The sequence below is a fragment of the Psychrobacter sp. CR212 genome (assembly GCF_059693765.1).
The window spans coordinates 351,842-372,545 of record NZ_JCATIF010000002.1; the positions used below are offsets into that span (position 1 = coordinate 351,842).

Annotated in this window: 17 protein-coding genes; 10 read left to right on the forward strand and 7 right to left on the reverse strand. The window is 35.1% G+C overall.

The window, feature by feature from the left end; genetic code table 11:
* Window positions 1-490 precede the first annotated feature (490 nt).
* Complete coding sequence (locus tag AC58CZ_RS05810; protein WP_058023809.1) at window positions 491-736, forward strand: hypothetical protein; 246 nt, start codon at window positions 491-493, stop codon at window positions 734-736.
* Between the two features lie 780 nt (window positions 737-1,516).
* Here the strand turns inward: AC58CZ_RS05810 and AC58CZ_RS05815 are convergent.
* Window positions 1,517-2,416: a helix-turn-helix domain-containing protein gene (locus AC58CZ_RS05815; RefSeq protein WP_494223771.1), complete on the reverse strand. Its 900-nt coding sequence runs from the start codon at window positions 2,414-2,416 to the stop codon at window positions 1,517-1,519.
* A gap of 246 nt (window positions 2,417-2,662) precedes the next feature.
* On the opposite strand from AC58CZ_RS05815, the gene AC58CZ_RS05820 reads away from it, so the two are divergent.
* The 6 genes from AC58CZ_RS05820 to AC58CZ_RS05845 all read left to right on the forward strand — a co-directional run bounded on the left by AC58CZ_RS05820 (window position 2,663) and on the right by AC58CZ_RS05845 (window position 11,101).
* Window positions 2,663-2,926, forward strand: coding sequence for a helix-turn-helix domain-containing protein (locus AC58CZ_RS05820; RefSeq protein WP_201582887.1), 264 nt, complete (start codon window positions 2,663-2,665; stop codon window positions 2,924-2,926).
* 56 nt (window positions 2,927-2,982) lie between these two features.
* Entirely contained in the window at window positions 2,983-4,305 is a 1,323-nt protein-coding gene (locus AC58CZ_RS05825; protein ID WP_494223770.1) for a DUF1376 domain-containing protein, read from the forward strand.
* Window positions 4,302-4,856, forward strand: a complete 555-nt coding sequence (locus AC58CZ_RS05830) for a hypothetical protein (RefSeq protein ID WP_201582891.1) — start codon at window positions 4,302-4,304, stop codon at window positions 4,854-4,856. Before AC58CZ_RS05825 ends, AC58CZ_RS05830 begins: the two co-directional genes overlap by 4 nt.
* Before the next feature lie 2 nt (window positions 4,857-4,858).
* Window positions 4,859-7,177 carry a hypothetical protein gene (locus AC58CZ_RS05835; RefSeq protein WP_494223769.1) on the forward strand — a complete coding sequence of 773 codons (2,319 nt, stop codon included), beginning with the start codon at window positions 4,859-4,861 and terminating at the stop codon, window positions 7,175-7,177.
* Window positions 7,170-10,322 carry a tyrosine-type recombinase/integrase gene (locus AC58CZ_RS05840; protein WP_494223768.1) on the forward strand — a complete coding sequence of 1,051 codons (3,153 nt, stop codon included), beginning with the start codon at window positions 7,170-7,172 and terminating at the stop codon, window positions 10,320-10,322. The genes AC58CZ_RS05835 and AC58CZ_RS05840 overlap by 8 nt, the downstream gene beginning before the upstream one ends.
* 308 nt (window positions 10,323-10,630) lie before the next feature.
* Window positions 10,631-11,101: a hypothetical protein gene (locus AC58CZ_RS05845; protein ID WP_201582897.1), complete on the forward strand. Its 471-nt coding sequence runs from the start codon at window positions 10,631-10,633 to the stop codon at window positions 11,099-11,101.
* Between the two features lie 123 nt (window positions 11,102-11,224).
* On the opposite strand, the gene AC58CZ_RS05850 is transcribed toward AC58CZ_RS05845, so the two are convergent.
* Window positions 11,225-11,833, reverse strand: coding sequence for an Nmad2 family putative nucleotide modification protein (locus AC58CZ_RS05850; protein ID WP_494223767.1), 609 nt, complete (start codon window positions 11,831-11,833; stop codon window positions 11,225-11,227).
* 2 nt (window positions 11,834-11,835) lie between these two features.
* A complete protein-coding gene (locus AC58CZ_RS05855) occupies window positions 11,836-12,321 on the reverse strand; it encodes a TIR domain-containing protein (RefSeq protein WP_201582902.1) in 486 nt (161 codons plus the stop codon).
* A 175-nt stretch (window positions 12,322-12,496) separates the two neighbouring features.
* On the opposite strand from AC58CZ_RS05855, the gene AC58CZ_RS05860 reads away from it, so the two are divergent.
* Complete coding sequence (locus AC58CZ_RS05860) at window positions 12,497-13,123, forward strand: dCTP deaminase domain-containing protein (protein ID WP_494223766.1); 627 nt, start codon at window positions 12,497-12,499, stop codon at window positions 13,121-13,123.
* Between the two features lie 13 nt (window positions 13,124-13,136).
* On the opposite strand, the gene AC58CZ_RS05865 is transcribed toward AC58CZ_RS05860, so the two are convergent.
* Window positions 13,137-14,141 carry a nucleotide kinase domain-containing protein gene (locus AC58CZ_RS05865; RefSeq protein WP_494223765.1) on the reverse strand — a complete coding sequence of 335 codons (1,005 nt, stop codon included), beginning with the start codon at window positions 14,139-14,141 and terminating at the stop codon, window positions 13,137-13,139.
* A 60-nt stretch (window positions 14,142-14,201) separates the two neighbouring features.
* Window positions 14,202-15,332: a MazG C-terminal domain-containing protein gene (locus tag AC58CZ_RS05870; protein ID WP_201582907.1), complete on the reverse strand. Its 1,131-nt coding sequence runs from the start codon at window positions 15,330-15,332 to the stop codon at window positions 14,202-14,204.
* 144 nt (window positions 15,333-15,476) lie between these two features.
* Between AC58CZ_RS05870 and AC58CZ_RS05875 the strand changes: the two genes are divergently transcribed.
* On the forward strand, window positions 15,477-16,073 hold the full coding sequence (locus AC58CZ_RS05875; RefSeq protein WP_201582909.1) for a TIR domain-containing protein: 597 nt from the start codon (window positions 15,477-15,479) through the stop codon (window positions 16,071-16,073).
* Window positions 16,074-16,106: 33 nt separating this feature from the next.
* Window positions 16,107-18,158 carry a TIR domain-containing protein gene (locus AC58CZ_RS05880; protein WP_494223764.1) on the forward strand — a complete coding sequence of 684 codons (2,052 nt, stop codon included), beginning with the start codon at window positions 16,107-16,109 and terminating at the stop codon, window positions 18,156-18,158.
* A gap of 198 nt (window positions 18,159-18,356) precedes the next feature.
* Here AC58CZ_RS05880 and AC58CZ_RS05885 read toward each other — a convergent pair whose 3' ends face one another.
* Both AC58CZ_RS05885 and AC58CZ_RS05890 read right to left on the reverse strand, forming a co-directional pair.
* Window positions 18,357-19,910, reverse strand: coding sequence for an ATP-binding protein (locus AC58CZ_RS05885; protein WP_284719440.1), 1,554 nt, complete (start codon window positions 19,908-19,910; stop codon window positions 18,357-18,359).
* Window positions 19,900-20,634: a heavy metal response regulator transcription factor gene (locus tag AC58CZ_RS05890; protein WP_025645672.1), complete on the reverse strand. Its 735-nt coding sequence runs from the start codon at window positions 20,632-20,634 to the stop codon at window positions 19,900-19,902. The genes AC58CZ_RS05885 and AC58CZ_RS05890 overlap by 11 nt, the downstream gene beginning before the upstream one ends.
* Window positions 20,635-20,704 lie beyond the last annotated feature (70 nt).

The window sequence follows — 20,704 nt, forward strand, 5'->3', positions numbered from 1 at the left end:
AATTAATGGCTTTTCTATTATCAATTGTTAGAGACCAAAGTAGCTTTTCCGTAAATTTTTGACTAGACCGCAATAATATTTAACTATTGGTATATATCGGTAATTAAATATAGTGTAATATTATGTACAGCAAACAATACAGCTTTATAAACCTTATGCTAATTTTAGCGAACAGTTGTTTTCTATCAGCATCTTTTATTAAGAGGTTTGTTAAGTTATTTTATTTTAATAAACCGTCTATCTTAATAGAGCTGCCATTCATCGTAAATTTGATAGACATTTATTATAGTTGGCAGATTAAAGTTTTAAACTATAAGTATTCACAGTAATAGGCACGGTAACAAGAGTAGTTAACGCCTCATATATTTTTAGTACTGTAAAAAGACGTTGTTTGTAGCGCTCATACCAAACTTGTGCATTGAGTACTGGTAGATTAGCTCTTTAAAAAAATATCGTTACTAGAGAGTTCAAAACGACCAAGGAGCAGAAAATGAATAACGAATTGAAAGGGAGTGATTTAACACGGGCAATGCTAGCACGCGGCGAAAAACGAATATGGTGTGCAGTTTGCGATGACAGCGACGAGCAAGCTATGATGGATCATTGTGGTAATGACTTTACCGCGTATATTGTGTCGTTTCGTAATGGGTCTTTTTATTGCAGTGCTGGCATGCCATGGAGCTATGCTGTACCGATTAAGATAAGTGTTGTTAGAGAATCTGAAGTAGCGATGTAAACAAAGAATATCACAGATATAAAAGTAACAGACACAAAAAAACCTCCGAAAAGGGAGGTTAGATTGTACTGCTATATGGTACCAGTGGTCGGACTCGAACCGACACGCTTTTAAAGGCAACGGATTTTGAATCCTTTGGCTATCTTAAATAACTAGATATACTTAACGATAATAAGCAATGATTAGAGGTAAAATATATTTATAAACAATGACTTAGGTTTAAATCAACTATGTTTAGCTATAACTAAAAAGATGTAACAATATTTTTCGAGTATCAAATAAGTATCAAAATTACTTTTAAAAATTGGTTTATTTAACTGATTTTAGATCTCGTCATTAATTTCAATATGGTGAAGCACATTTATATGACGGACTTCGATTCAGTTAGGAGTATCAAAAAAGTTATCATCACATTGTGCAAAATGTTGAATTGTATAGATTGTAACAATCAAATCTTGGCTCAATCGTTTATTCCTAATTATCACACTGAATGCGCAGCATATCGAATCAGCTGCCATACATTTATTTGCGGCTTAGCCGATAAGCTCTATAGCACATAATTATTTATCCTATGTTAGATATAAGCAGTCGTTAGTAGTCCAGATGCATTTAATGTCACTGACCCACTCCTTATTCGTGCAATTGTCATCAAACTAATAATTTAGCGCGTTTGGATAGTCGAGCTTATTATTTGCTTATGCTTCCTAAAGGTGCAGATGACCTTTTTTTAATATTTAGCACTCTTCATAAGTAGCTTTAAGATCACGTTAAGACATTTCTTTACCAAGGATCCATATTAGTCCAAGCATAAACGTAACCGAGAACCTCTAAGCTATCTATTTTAGATTTAGAAATTTTCTCATCTGGATATTCCTTGTTCTTACATTGTAGTACCAGACCACCATCAGACTGACTAAATAGTGCTCTTACCCCGTAAAAACTATTCCTTCTTATTAAGTAAAACTTGCCATTTTTTATAGTGCGTTTAGTTAAATCTACTGAGCACTGTGCACCAACACTAATTAGTGGCTCCATCGAACTATCTTCTTGATTATAAAATAAGGTCTTATTTAAGTTAGTATTCGTTCTTCTAGCAATCTCAGATTGCAATCTTAATGTCTCTTCTACATATTTAAAATCTTCTATAAACATACTTAAATTGGAGTATTTCTTTATCTGTTCCAATATTGACCTATTTTCAATAAAATCATCCGCTCTTTCCTCCCATTCTAGCCACTCTTCATACTCTTCTATTTCACGCTCTTGTTCAGCAGAAAGCTGATATTGTTGTTCAATTTTTTCATGCTCACTAAATATTTTAGTTTCAAACTCTTCCTGTAAAAATCGAATGCTATATGGAAGATCAGGTTCTAAACCGAGCTCTGCAATGTAATGATCCCTCATACTTTCTTCGTAAGCGTTCATATAGTCCATAGCGTCGTCAATATCTTCATAAGAACTGTAAGGATATTCACCGTTTAGTATCCAATACTCAGAAGTTTCTAATACTTCAGAGAGGCGGCGAAGATACTCCCCACTTGGACAGGCTTTAGCATTTAGCCATTTAGATACGCTCGATTTGGAAATTCCTATAGCTTTTACAACATCAACTTGCTTTAAGCCTTTAGAGTCCATTAAATCTTTAATTCTCTCAGCCACTTTATCAAGATCCATACTCATAAATAATCCATTGCTGTTGTTAAAAGTTTCTTTTGATAATACAGTATAAAATAATTAAAGGAAACTTTATATAATATAAATTCTTTTAATGTAACTTTATGTTATAAAGTAACTATTTTTATAATTTAAACCTATCAATAGAAATAAAATAAACACAATTTATACAAATAAAGAACTATCATAAGCTAAAGTCTTCTTATGAGCTATATCTACCTTCATTAGACAACAACTAAATGAGTGAATGCTATGAGTAAAAAAAGTTGGTCAGAATATACAGATGATGAAAAAGAGGTGTTAAGACAAAAAGTTATCGAAGCTGCTCCAGAAACTCCTTTTCCTCCTGAATTTGCCGCCGCCTATATTGGCAAGTCGTTGCACACATTACAACATATGCGCTGTCATCAATCAGACGCTATTACTTATAGCAAAGCTGGCAGGCATGTTTTATATCGTAAAAAACATCTTGATGAATATCTTGATGTCTGCCAAAGGTCATGTACATCAAATTAAATGTTTGTGAAAAGTATTAGTAAATTCAGGACAAATTATATTTAAGGATATTAATGATGAGGAATTCAAAAAATACACCAATTAGCTCTAGTGCCATGCATTATGTTAATCATAATTTCGGTGACTGGGAGCTTGAAACTCGCCATATGACGCGTATAGAGAAAAGCATATATTTAGATATGCGTACGAATTATTTAAAAGATGGTAAGCCGTTTACTTCTGATGTAGATCTATTGGCGCACAGGTTATCTTGTAACAGTGATAATGAAAGAAAGGCCTTAGAAATAATTTTAAAAGATAAATTTAAATTGGATAAACGTACTAAATCTTATAAACACACTGCGTGGGAAACTACTCTAAAAAATTATAGGGCTCGCAACTGGGAAAATAGTACAAACGATACAACAGGCAGTAGTGATGTCACGACTGATGATAGTAACACTATCTCAAACACTCCCTTAACTGATGCTCAAAGAAAAGCCAAGTCACGTGATGCTGAAAAGATAATGCGTCAGCAGTTATCAGACATAGGTGTAGATAGCACAGGCACTAAAGGCATGACTAAGTTGCGAAAATTATTTGACATACATCAGCATAAAATTAACTCAAACAACAATAACATTGCAACGTGTCACTCTGAGAGTCACGCAATAGTCACGCAAAAAGAAGCTATAACTATAAAACATGAACTAGAAAACAGAAAACAAGAAACATTTGAGAGAGAGGCGCACTCACAAGGTTCTTCTATTGTGTGCTCAGATGTTCAAACTGATTTTGTTGAGCAAAATGATACTAACCATGATTTATCCACTAGCGGTTATGATGGTATTGAAAAATGGCAAGCACCCTCAAAGAGCGTTATGCAAGTTGATCTATCTCAGGCAAGTGTGAAATTAGAAATGACAGATAATGAGTATAAGTTACACGTTGAAGATTTTAAAACTTATTACGCAGAGAAGGCTCAGAACGGCAAGCCTTTAGAAAGTGAAGGTATTCGTAAGCTAAGACTACGCCAATGGTTACAACGTGTTGCAGATCGCCAACGCACTACTAAAGAGCAGACTGATAAACGCTTCAATATCGATGATGAAGACTGGGAAAATGAGAGAAGTAGCAAATCAAATAAGAATGATAGCAGAGAGAGTACGACTGATGTTTATCACCCAAGTCATAAAAATTCATCAACTTCTAAAGTTAAAGCCAACTCTAAAATTAATGTAGTTCTTAACGGATTATGGAAATCAACTTTACCTAAAATGTCAGTTGATGAAACCTACTCATATATAGAACAGCATCACATGCCAGGCGAGTCGAAGGATGAGACGTATGATCGATTGATAACTGAAATACAAAAAGAAAATAAATTTGAGACAGTATGAAAACTACAAACTTAAAACCGAATCAAAAGCTTATTAATTTAAATAGAGACAAATTGCTTATACATCCGCAAGCTGAGCAAGCTTTAATAATTTGGCAAAGACTCAGGCTCAGCTCATCTTCTGTAAGCATTAGATATCTAGATAAGTTTTATTGCCCGCCTATTAGAGTGATCAAAAACAGTAGTGATACATTATTTTTTATTAATGATTTTAAGAGAGTTGATGAGATATTAAGACTGCAAAGTACGGACAGTTATCCATGTCTCATCACACCAGAAAGTATTAAAGATATTCAAATGCTGGCATGGGCTGAGGTAGTGCAACTCGTCAACCTAAAAAATATTAATCACCCTGACTTATTTAAGGCGCTTCAGCAGAAAGCGCCCAGCTCAGTTATTTGTAAATTGATGCGCATAGATGTTTTATCCGTTGAGTCGTATTGTAAATTTGCAGGTATTAAAAAGGCAAACTTTGAGTATCAACAATGTAGAAAAGCTATTGAGAACGATGTGATAGGTATTCCAAAAAACATGGATTGGCTGGCGAACTAATTATGATGAATTTAAATAAGAATGAGCTAAAAACAGTTCTTAATAAGTTAATACCTGAAGGTTCACCTGACAGTCTAAAAATACAAAATTTGATCATTTACGTTTTGGGCTTTAGACCAAATTTTGCTTTGAATATAAACTTCGCTATAGATGTGTTTGAGGTTAATTTTACAGAAAGTGAATGCTTTGACATAGCAACTATTATTATTAAAGAGCAGAAAACTGAAGAATGGGCTGTAACATACATGCTCGTACTGTTTTATAAAAGATATGGAACGGTAGATAGCAAAAACAGTGCTTGGCAGTTTATGAGTGTTTACCTGCAAATAATTATAAGAATCACAATGCGTGGGGATAATCACTTTGCTAAGGTCAGTCAGTTAGGTGTTAGAGTCAGAATGGGATTGAATGCAAACAATCCACAATCTGAGCTAATAAATCAGCTTATTGATATACATGCCCAGCGGAGTTCATTAGAAAATGTATTAGATGCTATTTGCCAGTATGAGGTTTTAACTAAGCAGTCAGAAGCCTCAAGTAAGGTTGTTAATAAAAAGCTGGCAGGAAAGATTGGTCGTATTAGGCTCGCTTACGAGGTCGTAGCGGAAGATAAGGCGTTTATTGGCAAGACTTATTCTAAGTCTGATGACACTGACAATAATAGTGTTGGTTTAAACAAGGTTTTTCTTGATAGTGATGATGAACCACTTAGAGCCACTATATTTGGAATAAGTCACCAAAACGATAATGTGTCCTCCAATGAAAATTTAGCTGATGATGATCCAGAGAAGCTTTTAGATAACGATTTTAAGCCTTCTAGATATACTGCTAAGTCTGCTGAACTGCAGCAATGGAAAATTAAAAATAACTTTCGTCACACTAGGCGCAATCAATTTGGCTTTCCAACAAGTTTGCGGCAGCTAAGTTTACTGAGTATTCAAATATTGTTTGATAGAGTCTGGCAACTTTCAATGGTTACGGATGATGATAGTCGTTTTGGCTATGTAGTTATCTTAATGTCATTGCTTAGTGGACGTAAGATCCAAGAAGTCATTAATGAAATTGGTAAAGAGAAAAGCCAACGCACATGGCTCAGCAGTAAAAAAAGGATAGATGAAAGCTACTATGCTTTAAAGATCGTAGTAAACGTCACTATGAATCGCAGAAGTCATCTAATACAACATCGTCAAAGCATTGATAACGAATTTATACTTCTTTTACCTCCTCAGTTGCATTCCATTATAGAAAAAATAGTCAATATCGAAAATACAGATATATCTGAAATATTAAAAGACCTACAAGAACAATTAGACCTGCCTGCACTCAGTTATCAACACATAAATTCAGCTCTATATTTCATCATAAAAAATAAGTTAAATGAGCCATTGCACGCTGATTTAATCACTGGTGTTGACGTTAGACATAGCTCGCCTCTTTACTACACAAGCATTGATTCTAATAGTATTGAGAATACATATAGAAGTGCCATTTTGTTGATGGGCAAGCATTGTCCTAATGTGATTCAAGCAAAGCTTCGTCAAGACTACAAATCTAAATCAGAAAATATAGAGCGTCAGAGTTATATCGGTAGTGAGATGGCTTTAAACAAACTAACATGTCAAAAGTTCTTTGCAGAACTAGCGAATGGAGCCGAAAGTTTTAATGGACGCCTTGAGCGAAACTTAAGTATTCGAAAGGATCGTTATATAGAGCAGTTTAATGCCTATGGTATTTGGCTATGGCATATTATCATGATTCAGACAGGTATAAGACCTGTTGTACATGCGCCAGGTGTGTTAAATCAGCTTGATTTTATAGCAGGGTTGTTTTGGGTCTCTGATAAAGAAGAGCGTCAAGGACAAGAGCAGGGAAGACTCATACCTTTAAGCAAATTTTTGATTATAGCGATACAAAATTATATTGAATATATAAAAGAATTTGCTTCACTGCATAACGTTATATATTCCTCTGAGCAGTTTCCTATAGATGATATTTTAAACTCTCGCCAACCTCTTATTCAAATATTTAGTAAAAACCCTAAGGGATTTTCAGGCATTACACCTAGCAAAGTTCGCTATCAATTAAAGAGATTCTTTAGTCATCAAGACAATTGGCTGAGACACCAGTTGCGATCAATGTTAGTAAATAGAGCGCCAGAGCACTTGATATGCGCTCTTTACGGTCATGAACACCCTGATCAGGAGGCGATGCATCCAATGTCTTCATTATCAATTAATGAGCTAAAGGGAATAAGTAACTATTTGGATGAAATTGCTTGTGAACTTAATCTGAAACAAGTTGAGGTAACTGTACATGTCTGATCTAGTTGCACATAAGCTAAGAGCCGAGAATCGTAATAGCGCTCATGAAGACATTAAAAATAAAGCTAAAAGCCTTGTTGAATCTTATATGAGCGCTAACCCGCTATGTAAAGACACAGATCTATTTGATTATTACCAAGAGATAAATATCATTTTAGAAATCAACTTCGACACCCCTCTTAGTTTTCAGCTGGCACGTCAAGGATTCTTAGAAGTTATTCGTATGTACAACAAGAGTCATAAAGCTCATTTAGATGAGCCAGTTGTTCCTATCTTAGCAGAGAGAGACAGCTTGAGCATTGGTTATGATTGGTTCGTACGGGGGTCAAAAGTTAGTCAAGCCAGCCGAGAAATGATAGAAATATGGCAAAGGAAGATGAAGTTCACTACCAATGATTTGGTTGAGTCAGCAATATTCTGCAGCATTGTCTACGGTGGTCTTAATGATATTGAGGTATTAAAAGCATTTTACGAATGGCTTTTGGCTGAACGCGAAGTCTATAGAATAGATTTACCTAGTGAAGGTGATACGGTAGGTGTTGAGAGTGTGCCGATTATTCTATTAGTTATTGACGATGATAGTTATGGGTGTTGGGAGTCATCTAGTAGAAACTCAAGTGATACGTCTGACAGCGAATTAAAACGCTATGTTGAGTATGTTCCAGATGACATGACGCTATGCTTTTTATACGCACTAAAAGATGGAATTGTTAAAAAGGGACTTACTAAATCGTTTGATACATTAATTAATGATATTAGTAAAAAGCTTACACTGAAAAATAAAGATAAAACAAAGCCATACCTCTCACACCTGATCAAATACGCCAACTATCATTGGAGGCAATTAGAAGGCGCTAATATTGACAATGCATTAGCTACAATTAGACAAGGTAGGATTAAAACTACAGGCCTACCTAAGAATAAGCTGCTTAATTACAACAGAGAAAAAATCAACTCTAATATTAAACAACTTCAATGGGATGAGCTTTTTGAACTAGATTATTCTAAGCCTATAAATGCAAATAGAGAAAATATGAGTTATCCTGCGCTTAGTAAAAATCTAATAAGAGCAATTCAGGAAGAACTCAAAAATACTAGAGCAAATGCCATAGAGGGTATAGAGCAGTTACAGAATGAGTTTCCTCAACCAAACGCACAGCGCATACTAGGATGGGTACGTCAGTTATTAGATGATAAAAGTATAAACCAAGAGAGCATAAGCAAGTATGTGGGCTGTATAGGGCGTGATTGGTTGATGCTGACAATCGGTGAGAATATAGACAAATGGGACGGCGAAGATTTTGAGATTATTTATGAGCAAATTATTCAGAGCAAAACTAGGGATGGTCGAAAAAAATCAGTCATAAATAAAGACTCTAATTTTGATGACAAGCTAGTAGGTAGTAATGATCGTTCGTACATGAATAAGCTTAAAGATGGTCAAGGGTTTACGTATGGTCGTTTGAGAGCTTTTCATGATTACCAGCGTGAGTGTCATGATGCACCCTATGTATATTTTTCGTGGCATCATAATAGGCAAGTCGTCAAAGCTAATATCATCTCTCCTCGCATTTATCGTGCTATGAAAGTGTACATTGAAGAATCAGAGTTAGAGATCAAGCAAGAAAGAGTTTGTTTAGTGGTTCTGAGTCTTGCCTATAGAACAGGGCTACGGATAAAAGAGCTCATTGGTATTAGAGTTTCAGATATTGCAGATATTTATACTGATAATTATAACCAAGAGATTGATGAGCCTAAGATTTGGATAAGACCAAATCGTTATCGTAGGCTTAAAAGTAGCAGTGCAAGTCGTATAATACCTATTAACTGCCTTTTAAAAAAAGATGAAATGGATTTGTTTATCGAGCTTTTTGAGCATCAAAAACGATTGAAACGGAAGTACTTGTTCTCACAAGGTTCAGGTAAACAGCCATTACCGAGTACGTTCTTTAGTAATATGATGAAGTTAATTTGGGATAGATTGCTTGGAGAGCATGACTTTACTTTTCATAGCTTTAGACATACAGCCATAAGCCAACTGACTTTAGTGCTAGGTAAGTCTTCATTAGCATCAATAATGACAGATTATGATGCTAAGCAGCGTGAGACTATTATTGAGGGTATCCTTGGCTATCATAAAGCACAAGGATCATGGTTTGGGCTGGCAAGTTTTGCAGGGCACTTAACGTGTGATACGACGTTTGAGCACTACATTCATACTGCCCACCTGCAGACAGGAATACAGTTAGCTGATGCTAAGTTACAACTACCTTATACAGTTTTTCAGCAAATTACAGATTTAAAATATCAGACTATACATAGACAAAAAAGAGATGCTTACGACGCAGGTACTAAAAAAGTGAGGCTTAGACTATTAAGATCTTATCTGGTTAAAAGCTTAGTAACTAGTAAGAATCCTCTATTTGTTGATAGTCTTAATATTTCTATAAATACGCCAATCATAGAATCTAATAGATTAGCATCGCAATCTATTTTTATTCATCAAAAATATTCGGATGTGATTGCCTATTTAGAAGAGCTACAGAAACTTAGCTTAGAAAAGCGGGATATATCGCTGCCCGAGGTTGCTATAAGACATGGCATTAATATAGTTGAAGCTAGACAGTTATATGATAATGCAAGTCAGGTTTTTGCTAACAATAAGAAACTATTATTAAGCTCACCGAATGGTAGCAAAAATCAAGAGTTATTAGTTAGAGCCTTAGAAAAGGCGTACCAGATGTCTATTCATGAACCCGATCAACTAAAAATGTTTGTTGAAATATTTGTAGCGAAACAGAGTCTAAAAACATCATCTATCCATTTTGGGATTAAATCTAATCAGAAAAAAATGTTAGAGCAGTTCTTAGAGATAGGATGTAAACTCATTAACGCACAACACTGGCAAATTAGAGCTTCAAGTGAAAACGAAGTAACTCAACTAAAACGATGTTTGAAGCTAGATAGTCAGATACGTACTGGAAATCGTCAAAATTTTCATGGTTATGAGCTCAGGGTAGTACAGAAAAAAACTAAGCGATCGGACAAGAATTTGGCTATATCTGAGACTTATTATGCTTCATCAGGTGTGCTGAAGTATCTTGGATATTTATTGAGTGTGCTGATTTATATAGAACGTTGGTGACTTCATCTATATCAAGAAAAATAGAGGCTAGATATACACTGGCTTTGTTATTAATATATTTGCTCATGCTATTGTGGGCTAGAAGCCATCTAAGCATATGAATATCGGTAACCCTTCTAAACCTAAGACGCTATTACGATAATTTAAATAGGTTAAACTTAATGGTGCTATTTAAATAACTAGCCTTCGATATAGTCAGAACTTTTTACTTGTGAAAATGCTTTTATTATCTACTGTTTAGTCAGTATTTTGTGCTTATTAATGACAGTTATAATAAATATTAACATCAAATACAAAGGAATAGCTACATGAAGTGGAGTGAATTACTAGACAATTGGAGCCTTAGCTCACTAAGCTTAACAACTGGCTTTTTAAATATGGAGTGGCAACCTAATGAAAAGGATAAACAGTGTGCTTGGGAATTATACGTAGAATTACTGACAAGCATTGCTACACAACCATTAGAAGACAATCATGGAGACGAATTAGCTGCTCTGAAAAATATCTACTCTTTATTTCAGACAACACGAAGTATTCTAAAAACTGATGGAAGGCACTGCAAAGAATTTACTAAAATTTCAGTAATAGTACTGAATCAAGTTGTGCGACCATTCACTGCAAAATGGCATAAGCGCACTAGCTCTTGTGAACTGTCTTCAGAGCTTCGTCAAGAGTTCAGGGTAGATTTAAGTGATCTACAGGAAATTCTAATTAATTACACAAGATTATTAGCTGAGATGGCTGGCGTGGAGGATTTAACTAGAATGGAAAAAGACTAGTTCTCATACAAGCTTATTTACATTACTTCAGTTTGGTATGTGCGTTTTAATGATAAGTTTTAAAGTCATAATTTACTGGGATTTTATCATTTAACGCACACATCTATATTGTTAGACGGCATATTAAGGGTGGTCTTTCCAGTTGACAGGATCGCCATGTATACCTGATTTATAACTATCTTTTAGCCATAAAACAAAGGATTCTCGTACTTCTTGTGGTATTGTCTTATATTTCATATCACGGCCTTCATTACAAACACCCTTGAGTTCTTCTGGTATTTTAGGCGCATTTTCACCGAAGTAATAAAATTCCTGAGAAACGAGAACATACTTTCCACCTATATCTCTTTTCATATGGTTTTCGTTAGTAACTCCTTGATCTAACGAATGAGCCGAGTCTTCTTGAATCCATTCTTTATTATTAGCGTCTTGATGGTATATATTATCGCCATACATTTTAACTAAAATACCTTCAATTATAGGCTTTTTGCTTTCAAACCTTTCATCTTCCCAATATTCATTAAACGTAAGCTTTTCCTCAATTTTCATTGCATAAATAAGATGATTAGTATTACCTAGAGATTCACTTCCTGTACCTATAACCCAGTCACCAAATGACAATTCTTTATTGCGTCTGATAGAAGACTTGCAGACAGCTAGTGTACAAAAATCATGAAAAGGATTAGGTGCTAGACCTAAATCGTGTTCAACTTTATAAGAAAAAATATTCATATCTAACAGCTCACTCTTTCAATTTTATATATGGGTTCACTTTTGGTTCCATCTGGATTTTCGAACGATGCTTTATCACTTGCAATCGCATTACCTATATCATCAGTTGAATTCCATCCTATAATTGAGTCAGCATACTTTTCCAAATTTTTAGGAAGCTTAGTATCAACCGCGCACCCATGTTTGTAAACACCAATAACTTTTTTGCCCATCGATACGGCTTGTTTAATCTCATAATCTACCCATGGTCGTGTATGCGTCCTTTTGCCAACCAAACAAACAAACGTTCCTGACCATGCAATTTTCTCTTTTAACATTCTTTTAATAGATCTATCACTGTCGGTGCTTTTTTTATTGTTATGCTTGGTACTGTCTATGGAACTATTTCGAATATCATGACCTGCATCTCTTAAACGTTGTTTTAGTCTCTGTACATTATCGTCGTCTTTACCATAGTGACTTATAAAAATATTGCTTTTTTTGCCCATACTAACCTCTTGGAATGATAAACATGTAAACCCAAATATATATCTTAATATATAACTCTATAAGCCCAATTTCTTGTTACATTGAATAGCACATTAACTGCGTAGTTAAAAATTATATATTGAACTTAAGCTGTATTCAATGGATAAATGTTCATCATTTTAGAATGAGGAAATTATGAGTTTTTTAGGTGAAAAAGAGTTAAAAGAGCAAATAAAATTAATTATTCCTCAGTATAGGCCAAAGTTTATAGACAGTAATAAATATGAGCTATGCTTAGGCGCTTCTTATTGTGCTTCTGATAGCAAATTTCGGGTTCTACAAGCTGAAGATAACCAAATAGTTGTTAATCCTGGTGAGTTCTATTTTTTAGAAACTTATGAAACAGTCGAGATGCCTAATGATGTTATGGGCTTTATATCCATAAAGGCTAGCATTAAGTTCAAGGGGTTAGTAAATGTATCAGGGTTTCATGTAGACCCTCACTTTAGAGGGAAGATTGTGTTTTCAGTACTTAATGCTGGCCCTAGTCCGATAAACCTAACGATAGAAGAGCCATTGTTTCAGATATGGTTTGCTAAATTAACTAGTGCTTCTGAAAGTTATAATGGTAAGCATCAGAACCAAACTGGTGTTAATGGGAAGCTACTTAATGATCATATGAGCGGAAGCGATAATGCATCTCTTGGCGATTTGCAGAAACAAATTAAAGATTTAGATAATAAGTACGAAAAGGTATTAGTATTAGCAAGTGTATTAGTAGTTGGTATACTTAGTTTGGTTTTCAAAGCATACCTTAGCTAGATAAATAAAATATTTAGAATAATGTAGGGTGTTTTTTTGTAGCTGGCATGCTTGGCTTATCTATTTTATGGTTAATATGCCATTTAGGAGGAAAAAATAACTCTAACGGTTTAGGTGTTTCCTTATACTGTTGCTTAATACGTTTATTCTGAACTTGTAAATCTGGCATTTTTACTCTCAAAAGCTTATCTGTCTCACAAAAACAGTTTTGTAAATCTATGAGAGTAGGTGATCTTCCAAAAAGCGTAGTAAAGTCATTGTATCCAAACTGAGATTGGTAATATTCGAAATTATCTTGGGTAAATTTGATAATGTCTTCATTACTATATTTTGAAGAAGAGGTATTACCGAAGCATTTTTTAATACCTCTAATAGCACCGATGCCCGCCTTTACAAATGAGTCCTCACTAAAGTTAATTACATCTGAGTAATTCATATCAATAGCATATTGATACGCTAGAAAGTCACCGATAAAAGAACAGCATCTGAGGTAATTAAAAGTATCTGACAAAGACTTTGCATCGATAATTTTATCAAAAACAGACTGACCAATTAATTCGTCTTTAACCATCTGTAGCCATTTCTCGTGCTTAAAGTCGAGATGGTTATATAAAGAATGTGTGCCTGTCATCATATAAGCATTATTAAAGATAGGGCCATTTTCCTTACGTTTTAGTAAAGCGTTATTAATATCCCTCAAATTAAAATTTTCCAAAGAAATTTTACCAAATTCGCTCTCAAGGTACTCCCATGTCTCAGGCTTGTTAAATATTTTGAATACAATGATTCTAAGTAAAACATCTTTGTCAGAAAAATTATCATCTGAATAAATAACATTCTTGATTAGGTATTGACTGACTCTATCCATTGCCCTATAAACATTAGTAAATTTGTAAGACTGTAGGGTAGGGTCTTGGGTTAGAGGGTAGTTATCTTCGTATTTATTCCAAAATATATTCATTCTTTCTTGAATAAAGTAAAAATAATATTTGAAAACCTCTTCGTTTGGTTTGATCATAATCATTGCAACTTTATTACGGTCATTTATTTGATGTAGATGGAGCAGCTATTTTTTTTATTAATCATTAAGCTTCCTAAAATCAAGTGTTCTCTCTCTACGATTACCTATTATAATCCCACCTTTATTATCAACAACTTGATTAAATACTTTATATCCTTGGATAATAGCTTTTACCCATAACTGTAATGGACAGCTTTCAACCTCATACCCTCTGACAAAAATCTGAATAGTCTTTAATAAATCATATGAAATACTGCTCTCTTTAGTAAAATCAATATCCCTTTGCTTTGATATGGAAAATAACCAAGCACTCAAACCCTCTTCAATCACGATTGGTCTACCACTATCTTGTGTTTCATCAATAGAAGGGTCACTTTTCCTCTTATGTTTAATCAAGGCTCTAAATGTAGGTGACCAGTGTAGTATGGCAGCAAATGCCAGATGAAATACATCATGGTATTTGTAATTATCATCCTCTTGATGGTTATCATTTAAAGCACTTCCGATAAATACATCATTCCATTTGAGGTAAGCCTTACCATTCGGTTTTTCAATAATATAGACCTCGAACTCTACTGGTAACTGCTCGTCTTTACTGAAATTACTGTCAAACGATAGCAAAGGTAAATTAAGTTCGTCAATTGGTACAAATCTATTCCTAATTTTAAAAGTATTGTGTTCAACAATATTTAACAAATCAAGATTTAAAAAACTCATTACTTTTGAGTATATATTTAAAAAGTCTTTAGCTTTTTCTACAGTGGCCTTTTTGCTAAGAGATGTTGTATGGCTTATTAATTCACTAAATAACGACTCAGTATCTTTACTGTTTGTATTAGATTTAACTTTTACAAACGGTTGGTTCCTTATCCCTGATATAACGATTGTACTTCCATCTCGATCATATGGATCAGTATCGTTTGTTAACTCATAGAGATCAATATTTTTTACAATAGTTATGAGTGTGAAATACCAAAAAATATCTCCCATCTCTTCGACGACTAATTCGTTCGAATGATCATTTGAGTCATTGTTAAGCAACTTCTTTTTTAGTAAGGATACTAAACTACCTACTTCACTGAATAAACCCATCTGTGCACCGAAAAGAGCTTTATCAGAAGTGAATTTATTAGTTTCTTTAACAAGCTCAATATAGTTACTTAGAGAAATGCTGTTAACTCTAGTCATGTCAGCCTCACCTTTTTCAGAAAGTAGATAATCGTCTAGTTATTGATAAATTCATGCTATCCTAATGAACGAATTCGTACCCGTAGGTACGTTTTATATGACAGTACATAGAGTAATCATATCAAGAAGGAGATTAATAACCATATGTTACGTAATATACCAAAGCACAAAGTATTCGTCAGCTTCCATCACGCTGATGGTGATTATCGAGAAGAGTTTGAAAATGCCTTCTCGGATGATGTTAAAACCTTTGTTTCTCGCTCAGTTCAAGATGGAGATATTGATCCTAATAATAAAACTGAAACCACTCGTCAGGCGATTAGAGATAGGTTCATATCTCAAAGCTCAGTTACCGTTGTATTGATTGGTCAAGATACGTGGAAAAGAAAGCATGTTGATTGGGAGATAGGCTACAGCATTAAGAAGACGAGTCAGAATACACGTTCAGGACTTATCGGTATACTATTGCCTAGCTATGATAAATGCAATAGCTATGGATGTTCTACTGAAATTACAGATGATGGTGTAGAGTACACCCCTTGCAATATTCCACCAAGACTTTACGATAATATACAGGCTGGTTATTCAAAATTATACTCATGTCCTATAAATCATCAAGAATTGATGGCTTGGATTCATGAAGCTTTCCAGAAGAGAGATAGCACACTCTATTTGCCAAACAATTCTCGTCCTTATTTCAGAGAAAATCGTAGAGAGTATCAAAATTACTGGCAAGCTTAAAATTTAATCAAAGCTATCTTGGAGCTTTATACAATGACTACTACTCAGAACTTACCACCTCTTGCCGTTCACTTTATTTGGCATCCGTCCGACAATAAGGTCATTTTAAGTGTTATTAGTGAGTTCCGTAGGTATATTACTCGCGATACAGATAGACCATTTTCACGGGAAATCAATATACCTACCTTTCTCTATAGCTCTAGGAGTCCAAGTGACCCACCGAAAAACACTCCGCCTAAGCTTGGTAATAAAAATGTTATCTTCGTATTCACTAGTGGGCAAACTTTAACCGAACCATTATGGGTAGACTATTTTAACAGACTAAACGGTAGCACTAACTATTTTATTGTACCAGTTGCTATTGACGAAGCTGGCATGAAGCATAGTTACTCTGATGCTCTTAAAAATTATAATTTCATTAGAGCGCATAATTGGCCTCATGATTACCGTATAGAAAGTGGTATTTTAGAGCTTTCACATGAGCTGTATCGTTATGGTCTGAATGATATTGATTCTGATGAGGTTGGAAAAGAGACATCAATAAAGTTATTCCTAAGCCATGCAAAAAAAGGCGATACAGGATTGAATCACGCTCAAGAAATTAAGAGTTTTATTGATAATAGTAATATGAATAGGTTTTTCGATGCCAATGAAATATCGCCAGGTTTTAAATTCGATGAGGAGATAGAAAGTCATCTTAAAAATTCTACAATGATAGCTATTGTGAGTGATGCCTATTCTTCTAGATATTGGTGTCAGCGCGAGGTTTTGACTGCTAAATCAGAGTATAGACCTATAGTAGTGGTTAATAGTCTTGAGGATTACGAAGATAGAATTTTCCCTTCTATCGGTAATGTACCCTGTGTACACGTTACCGCTGAACCTTTAACGCACAAAGATATATTACGCATTCTAATTGCATCCTTATTAGAAACTGTCCGTTTCAAATATGCTGAAGCGTCATTGAAATTTTATCAATCTCAGGGATGGATCGACTCAAAAGCTTTTATTCTTTGTCGTCCTCCTGAAGTACAACAAGTAGTAGAGATTCTGTCTAAGAATGAAAGTTCCTCAATAGACTCCAGTAGATTGCATCTTTGTTATCCTGAACCACCTCTATATGAAGAAGAAACTATATGGACAGACTATCTTAATATAACAGTGTCTACTCCTTTGTGGTCAAGTGACGAAGTGCAAACCGATAAATATAATGTTGGAATCTCTATTTCAGATTATCTTGAAGATGGTTATGAGGAACATCATCAGCACACAGATGAGTTACAAAGACTCTCTCAAGATTTGGCGAGACACATTTTATCTCGCAATCATACTCTAATCTATGGGGGAGACTTGAGAGAAAATGGTTTTACAGAGTTTGTTCTTGAAGAAGCATCAGTATTAAAAGAGCGCTTAAAATCTGATCAATTTCACGTTGAAAATCACTTAGCGTGGCCTTTGTACTTAACTCCAGCCAGTAAAGAATTTAGTATTAAGTATTATGGTTTATTAGATATTGTCAAACATGAAGTACCAGATGATATAGATTCTATATTAAAGAATAAAGAAATTTTTCTTAAACCTGACTGTCCAGAAAACCAATATATATGGTCGCGTTGCTTAACGACTATGAGGAAAGAATCGATAGAGAGTTCAGATGTCAGAATTTTTGCAGGAGGTAAGTTAGAGGGATACTTAGGTAAGATGCCTGGAGTACTAGAAGAGTTTCTGATAGCTATCGACTTAAATAAACCGATATATTTGGCTGGAGGTCTGGGTGGACTTTGTCAAAAACTGTGTGACAGTATTCTAAATAATGAAATAAGCGAAGAATTTACTGAAGAGTGGCAGATAAGTCATAATGCGAGATATATCGAACTTCAACAGATTGCAAAAAGTAATTCTTTTGAGGCTGATTACGAACAGGTAAAAACGTTAATTCTAGGTTTATCGGTTGAAAAATTGTCTTTAAGATCTGGTTTAAGTAAAGAAGACTACAATCGCTTGATGACGACGCCTTTTGTTGACGAAGTTGTTCATTTGATACTTAAAGGGTTAAACCAGTTAGAAGGCAAACCCCAATATTAAGCACACCACCTAAGTAAAATGATAAATACAAACCCCCATATCAACAACATCACCTAAGAAAATTAGACTTCACACTTTAGCCCTATACGCTATATAAGTAATAGCATATATGGCTTTTTTGACTTATCAAAATAGAATAGACCTATAGTAGGTCTATATATTATTAATATTTTGAACACTAGGATATTGAGGTGTATGCTACTTAGCAATCAATAATCCTACAGTAACTTCAAAACAATACTCATCTTTGATAGTGATATTGACCGTCCCTTTATGAGCATTAGCAATAGCCTGAACGATAGATAAACCCAAACCTGAGCCTGAGTGGTGCTGGCTAGTTTTATCATGACGATAAAAGCGCTCAAACAATCGATCTGCTTCGCTTTGGTTTAACGGTTTTTCTAGAAGATTAGTAAAAGTTATCTCTAGCCAAGATTGCTTCGCGGTTTGAGTGTTACTTTGATCGTCTTCAAGCATCTTATAAGTATTAACGGAAGTATTTGGAGTGTTGACAGTGGCTGATATTGTGATGACACTATTACTAGCGGCGTAGTAGATCGCGTTTGATAGCAGATTAGCAAATAGCCTTTGCAATAAACCTTCATCGCCTAATACTGCCTTAAAATCTCCTAATTTTACAAAAGTTATTTCACGATCCTCGGCAATCATTTCAAAGTAATCTAACAGCTTATTGATTAGGACCTCAGTATCTACAGTAGTCACTTGCGAATCACTCAGTCCTTTTTGGGTTTTTGCTAGCAGTAGCATGTTGTTAATCATCGCCGATAATTGCTCTAAGGTGTCATGTTGCTGATGTAATTGTTCGACATATTCCTCTTCCTCTCTAGGCTTATTTAACATGACTTGCGTTTGCGTAATCAGCGTCGCTATTGGCGTGCGTAGCTCATGCGCGATATTGTCTGAAAATCGCGACAACGACTCAAAATTGCTTTCAAGCTTAGCCATCATCGAGTTATAGGATTCTGCTAAAGGTCTTAGCTCTAATGGCATATCACTAACTATTACTCTTTCGCTCAATCTTTCAGGATGAATACCTTTCATCCTTTGCACGATAGTGGATAAAGGGGCAAAACCCCAATACACGCTTAAGGCTGCTATTGAAACCAACAGTAGTGTGATGGCAAATAGGATCAGACTAAGTTGACGGTTAAACTGTAATAAATACTGATGATGCACGTCAATGGGTAAGGCGATAAGGGCAAGCATGTCATCGTCTCCAATAACCATAGCTCGATAACGTCTGTCTTTAATATTTATTACAAACTGTCTGTCATCATGATTTTGCTGTAATGATAATAGGTTAAAGTCGGCACTTAATTCATTAGCAAAGTTTTTGGGAGTACTAGATAGCAATCGCCCCTCTTTATCAGCAATGATAGTTTTTAGATCGTAATCTAGCGCTGATGAATGCAGGTGATCATCATTTTCTGTGGCTATTGTAGGAAGTAGATTTGAAGAAGCTTTCGAGCTTAGCGGTTGTTGAGTGTTTGATGGACTTTGAGGCTTAGGTAGTGTCTGAGAGGCTATTTGGTTATCCGCCTCTGTTACGCGCTTACGTAGATTAAAGGCTGCGTGGGTAATGATTTCAGCATCCATTTGCTCAAAATGGCCTTTAACAGAGTGCTGTACCCAGATATAGATTATCAACTGCGATAAAACGACAAATATCGTCAATAAAAACACAGTTCGCCATAGTAAGGGTAAGCGTCGATTGTCCAATCTATTTATCATATTGGCTATCTTCCGTTTCGCTGGCAGCTTTATTACTAGCTGAAACGTCGACAGCATCTAATCGGTAGCCCATGCCACGCACAGTATGAATTAGCTTGGTATCAAACTCATCGTCTATTTTTATACGCAGACGTCTTATTGCCACATCAATCACATTAGTATCGTTATCAAAGTTCATATCCCATACTTGTGAAGCAATGATTGAGCGTGGTAATACTTCACCGCGGCGCTCTAATAGAAACTGTAATAGGGAGAACTCTTTTGCGGTTAGTTTAATGGGCGTGTCTCCTCTATGTACAGTGCGCTTGGCAATGTCCATTTTGAGATCCGCTATTTGCATGAGCGTACTTTTATAGTCGGCTTGATTGGCGCGTCGTAATAAGCTTTTTATCCTGACTATTAACTCTGCAAAGGCAAAAGGTTTGGTCAGATAATCATCACCGCCAATCTCAATCCCCTTGATTTTGTCATCTAAATCATCTTTTGCGGTTAGAAATAACACTGGCGTATGCTTGCCAGCCGCTCGGTAATTACGTACTAGCTCAAAACCGCTAACATCAGGCAGCATAACATCCATGAGTATCACGCTAAACTCTTCAGTCATCATAGCATGGTAGCCATCTAAACCTGTCAGCTGATGATCAACAATGAAGCCTGCTTCACTTAAGCCTTTTTTTACATATTCGCCGAGTTTTAATTCATCTTCTACTAGTAGTACTTTCATAGTAATCCTTCAATATAATTATGATTTTATAATACCCAAATCAATATAAATGACAAAACGGACTGGTATC